Below are 5,369 nucleotides of genomic sequence, written 5' to 3' on the forward strand. Positions count from 1 at the left end.
CTTGAAAATGCTATGTCGGTAATTTCAAACAGAGGCAAGCTGAAAAACTTTGAGGAAAACAATGAATACGACATAGTTGCAAAAAATGCGTTAAGCATTATGAATCTTGCTAACTACACAGTGAACAAGAAATTGATTGCTCCCGAAAGTGTAAAGCTCGGCGATATGCAAAATTTTATTGACGGAATAAACGAGCGTATCGAAGAAGAGCGTAACCAAAGCGACGAGCTTTCAGAGAGAATAAAGGCAAATGAAGCGGCGGTTGAGCAGCTTAATCTAATGCTCAGTATGGACGTGGATTTGTCGAAAATTTTCAAGTTTGAATTTATAAGATGCAGATTCGGACATATTCCGAAAACAGGTTATAAAACGCTTATAACTTACCTTGACAATCTTGAAACTTTCTTCATTAAGACTGCGGAGGACGCAACAGATGTATGGGGCTTTTACTTCGCACCGCTTTTGAAAGAGAGAAAGATTGAAGAAGTATTTAATTCTCTGTATTTTGAACCTATGGACATATCAGAGGATTACGTTGGTACTCCGCTTGAAATAAAGCGTGGATTATTAAACCAAAATCAAAAATTAAAACAGCAGATTGAAGAACTCAGTGCAAAGACCGCCGAGATGATTTCAAGCAGTGCGGATAAACTTTGCGGAATTTACAATCTTGCGAAGAAACGTCATCAATTCTCCGAAGTAAGAAGAAATGCCATTCACGGCGATATGTTCTTCTATATAGTAGGTTGGATGGATGAAAAGAGTGCAAAGTCGCTTGAAAAAGAGATTAACGGTTCAGATGACGTTGTGATGTTCTATATGGAGGACGCAGAGGACGTCAAGGATATTCAGCCGCCTACAAAGCTGAAAAATAATCCTGTATTTAAACCGTTTGAAATGTTCGTTAAAATGTATGGACTTCCGAGTTATACGGAAATTGATCCGACAGGCATACTTGCCGTAACGTATATACTGTTCTTCGGTATAATGTTCGGTGACGTAGGTCAGAGCCTTGTGCTTGCGATAGCAGGCTTTATAGTTTACAAAGTCAAGAAATGGGACTTGGGCGGTATTGTCGGAATGGTCGGAATATCCGGTGTGATATTCGGATTTATATACGGAAGTTTCTTTGGAAATGAAGAAATAATCCCTGAATTGTTCCATACAACAGCGTTAAACCCTATGAATGAAATAGCGTTAATGCTTGGCGGTACGATTGGTATGGGTGTGCTGATAATTATATTCGGTATGGTATTGAATGTTATAAACGCACTGAAAAGTAAGGAACTTGGCGAAGCACTGTTCGGACATAACGGTGTCGCGGGCTTGGTGTTCTATATAGGCGCACTTCTTCTTGCCGGTAACTTGTTCTTAAAGTGGGGTATACCGACATTCGTATTTGTGGCAATTATTATTTTGGCAGTGCTTTGTATGTACTTATGCGAGCCGCTTGGTAAGCTTGTAGAGGGTAAAAAGGACTGGCTGCCGAGAAACGGAATGTTCTTTGTGGAAAACTTGTTTGAAATGTTTGAAGTAATTTTGAGTTTCTTCACAAATACAATCTCATTCCTAAGAATAGGCGCTTTTGCAATAGTCCATGTAGGTATGATGATGGTTGTTGCAATTCTTTCTCAAAGCGGCGGTGTAGGCGGAGTTATTGTACAAGTAATCGGTAACGTACTTGTTATGGTTCTTGAAGGTCTTATCGTCGGAATACAGGTACTTCGTCTGGAGTATTACGAAATGTTCTCAAGATACTTCTCAGGCAGAGGTAAAGAATTTATGTCACTTCGTGATAAATAATATAAATCGGTTTTAATATATTTTGGAGGTAATCACTATGTTAATGAAAATTTTATTCGCTTTAATCGCACTTACAGTAATCGTTCCTGTTGCTTTGTATTATAAGTCAGGCAAGACAAAAGGTAAGGAATGCCTTTTGATGAACGCAATCTCATTCTTCAGTATTCTTGGTGTCGGCGTTATCTGCACACTTGGCGCCGGAGTTAGCGCTCTTGCGGCAGGTACAGGTGCTGAAGCCGGTCTTACAGTCGGTGAAGGTCTAAAGTTCATCGGTGCGGCTCTTTCAACAGGTCTTAGCGGTGTCGGCGGTGGTATCGCCGTTGCATCAGCTGCATCAGCTGCTATCGGTGCAATGAGTGAAAATGAAAAGATTATGGGTAAAACTCTTATCTTCGTTGCCCTGGCAGAAGGTATCGCACTATACGGTCTTGTAATATCTATATTGATTCTTAATTCATAATAGGCTGAGTAAAATTGACCACAGCACTACTTTTTGCTTGGGGCAGTACAAGTGTACGGCACCGCAAGCTGCAAAGCAGCACTGTGAACAATTTTCTTTCAGCCTTTGGTAAATCGGGCGAGCGAGCCACCCCTCCGCCGTTGGCACCTCCCCTCAAGGGGAGGCGAGGGTTGTCCGTTACGGAGTGGGGAGAAAGCCACCCCACCGTCATCTGCGATAACACCTCCCCTCAAGGGGAGGCAATGGACGACGAGTGTAGTCCGTTACGGAGTGGACGGAGAATGGATTTTATTATTACAAGTCTGAAAGGACGTATGTTTTATGAAAATGTATTTAATCAGTGACAACATTGATACACAAATCGGTATGCGACTTGTGGGTATAGACGGATGTGTTGCTCACGACAGCGAAACTATTACTGCAGAAATTAAAAAGGCTGTAAACGACCCTGAACTTGGTATTTTGATATTTACGGAAAAAGCGGCGGCAATGGTTAAAGAATATCTTAACCATCTTAAAATCACATTGCACACTCCGCTTATCATAGAAATACCGGACAGACACGGCAGTCGTGATATTGCTAACAGTATCAACAATATGGTTCAAGAGTCAATCGGTCTTAAACTTTAAACAGGGGAGGTAAGGAATATGGAAAGCAATAACTTAACAGAAAAACTCAATACCTTTACATCGCTTGTTCTCAAAGATGCGGAACAGAAAAGAGAAAAATTACTTGAGAATGTTCAAAAGGAATATTCAGAGAGAATAGATGCAAAGGAAAACGAACTTTTGCAGGGTGCATATGAGAATATTCAACAGAATATTCAATCCGCTCAAAAAAGTGCAAATGAGAGAGTTCTTCACGCAGAGCTTGATTCAAAGAAAAAACTTATCATGCGTCGTGAAGAAATTATTGATGACGTAATGAAACTTTCGAGAGCAAAAATCGTTGAATTTATCGAGAGCGATAAATACGAAGAATGGCTTTTAAGCAAGATTGAAAAGGCTTTATTTGAAGTCGGAAAAGGTTCAAAGACAATTTATATCTCATCAGACGATATAAAGCTTAAAGAAAAAATTGAACAGATTCCCGACACGTCAAGAATTACGGTTGAGGCATCGGGTGAAAAAGATTTTCTTGGCGGTGCAAAAGTTTTAAATACAGACAGAAAGGTTGCTGTTGACTATTCATTCAAGGAAATGCTGTCAGAAGAAAAGCAGAAATTCCTTCAAAGCAGTGGATTGGCACTGGGTTAAACGGCATACAAACGGAAAGGAATGAAGGTAAATGGCTAATACAAAAGGTCAGATATTCGGTATAAACGGCCCAGTCGTAAAAGTAAAGGGTTCAGATTCCTTTGAAATGCAGGAAATGGTATATGTCGGTAATGAAGAACTTATCGGCGAAGTTATCGGCGTAACTTCCGATACTACTATTGTACAGGTTTACGAGGAAACGACAGGTCTTAAAAAGGGTGAACCTGTAGTCGGTACGGGCGGTCCTTTGTCAATAACTCTTGCTCCGGGTATATTGTCTGATATTTTTGACGGTATTGAAAGACCGTTGAAAGAAATAAGAAATATGTCAGGCTCATTCATCGGCAGAGGTTTAAAGGTTACTAACCTTGACGAAAGAAAAACTTGGAATGTGGAAATGGTTGCAAAACAAGGCGACTATGTTACAGGCGGTGACATCATTGCCGTAACACAGGAAACAAGCCTTATCGAGCACAGAATTATGATTCCGCCGAATATCAAAGGTAAAATCGAATGGATTGCTCCGAACGGCAACTACACTATTGTTGATATTATCGCAAAGGTAAAGAGCGATGACGAAATTATCGACATAACAATGAAACAAAAATGGCCTATCAAAAAGGCAAGACCTTATACACAGCGTCAGCCTATTTCAAGACCGCTTGTAACGGGTCAGAGAGTAATCGATACAATGTTCCCGCTCGCAAAAGGCGGTGCGGCGGCTGTTCCGGGCGGTTTCGGTACCGGTAAAACTATGACACAGCACCAGCTTGCAAAGTGGTGTGATGCGGATATTATCGTATATATCGGCTGCGGTGAACGTGGTAACGAAATGACACAGGTACTTGACGAGTTCTCAGAGCTTATCGACCCTAAGTCAAACAGACCGCTTTTGGACAGAACAATGCTTATTGCTAATACTTCAAATATGCCGGTTGCGGCGCGTGAAGCAAGTATTTACACAGGTGTTACAATCGCGGAATATTACAGAGATATGGGTTATGACGTTGCACTTATGGCTGACTCAACATCTCGTTGGGCAGAGGCACTTCGTGAAATATCGGGTCGTCTTGAAGAAATGCCTGCGGAAGAAGGTTTCCCTGCATATCTTGCGTCAAGACTTTCGGCTTTCTATGAAAGAGCGGGATATGTTACAAATCTTAACGGCAGTGAGGGTTCTGTATCAATTATCGGTGCGGTATCACCACAGGGCGGTGACTTTTCAGAACCGGTAACACAGAATACAAAGCGTTTTATCAGATGTTTCTGGGCACTTGACAAGTCGCTTGCATATGCAAGACACTATCCGGCTATTCAGTGGCTTAACAGTTACAGTGAATATATCGGTGAAGTTACTGATTGGTATGCTCAAAATGTTTCTCCGGACTTTATGGAAAAGAGAAATAAGATGATGGCAATTTTGCAAGAAGAAAGCAGTCTTATGGAAATCGTTAAGCTAATCGGTGCAGACGTTCTTCCTGACAGTCAAAAGGCTACTTTGGAGGTTGCAAAGACAATCAGAGTAGGTTTCTTGCAACAAAATGCTTTCCATGCGGACGATACATATGTACCGCTTGAAAAGCAAAATAAGATGATGGATACAATTCTTCTTTTTGATAAGAGAATTAAAGAATGTGTCGAAAAGGGCGTTGTGCTTTCAAAGGTGAGCGAAAGCGGAATTGCCGAGGACATTATCAGAATTAAATACACGATTGGAAATGACAATATTGATGGTCCGTTCCATGATTTACAGAGAAAAATCAACGAAACATTTGACAAGTTGATTTATAACCATGAAAGCTAAAGGAAAGGATATGAGCATATGGCAATAGAATATATGGGTCTTAAT

5 protein-coding genes are annotated in these 5,369 nt (G+C 40.8%); all 5 read left to right on the plus strand.

Translation table 11 applies throughout. The annotated features are described in order from the left end of the window. The coding region (locus tag ACLTU0_RS10515) for a V-type ATP synthase subunit I (protein ID WP_412322392.1) at positions 1–1,803 on the plus strand (1,803 nt) is incomplete at its 5' end. A gap of 37 nt (positions 1,804–1,840) precedes the next feature. Then, the gene (locus ACLTU0_RS10520; RefSeq protein WP_412322394.1) at positions 1,841–2,263 is read left to right on the plus strand and encodes an ATP synthase subunit C; all 423 of its coding nucleotides are present in this window, start codon (positions 1,841–1,843) and stop codon (positions 2,261–2,263) included. A gap of 321 nt (positions 2,264–2,584) precedes the next feature. After that, complete coding sequence (locus tag ACLTU0_RS10525; protein WP_022230585.1) at positions 2,585–2,893, plus strand: V-type ATP synthase subunit F; 309 nt, start codon at positions 2,585–2,587, stop codon at positions 2,891–2,893. An 18-nt stretch (positions 2,894–2,911) separates the two neighbouring features. Then, positions 2,912–3,520 (plus strand): V-type ATP synthase subunit E, encoded by a 609-nt coding sequence (locus tag ACLTU0_RS10530; protein WP_118446223.1) that lies wholly within the window; start codon positions 2,912–2,914, stop codon positions 3,518–3,520. Positions 3,521–3,551: 31 nt separating this feature from the next. Further along, entirely contained in the window at positions 3,552–5,324 is a 1,773-nt protein-coding gene (locus tag ACLTU0_RS10535; RefSeq protein ID WP_117967770.1) for a V-type ATP synthase subunit A, read from the plus strand. The last annotated feature ends 45 nt before the right edge of the window (positions 5,325–5,369 follow it).

The sequence above is a fragment of the Hominilimicola sp. genome, from assembly GCF_046972485.1.
Taxonomy (GTDB): Bacteria; Bacillota; Clostridia; order UBA1381; family UBA1381; genus Hominilimicola; species Hominilimicola fabiformis.

Excerpts from the sequence above, each read along its gene's own strand:
- ACLTU0_RS10520 (WP_412322394.1), top strand. The coding sequence starts at position 1,841 with ATGTTAATGAAAATTTTATTCGCTTTAATCGCACTTACAGTAATCGTT.
- ACLTU0_RS10525 (WP_022230585.1), top strand. The coding sequence starts at position 2,585 with ATGAAAATGTATTTAATCAGTGACAACATTGATACACAAATCGGTATG.
- ACLTU0_RS10530 (WP_118446223.1), top strand. The coding sequence starts at position 2,912 with ATGGAAAGCAATAACTTAACAGAAAAACTCAATACCTTTACATCGCTT.
- ACLTU0_RS10535 (WP_117967770.1), top strand. The coding sequence starts at position 3,552 with ATGGCTAATACAAAAGGTCAGATATTCGGTATAAACGGCCCAGTCGTA.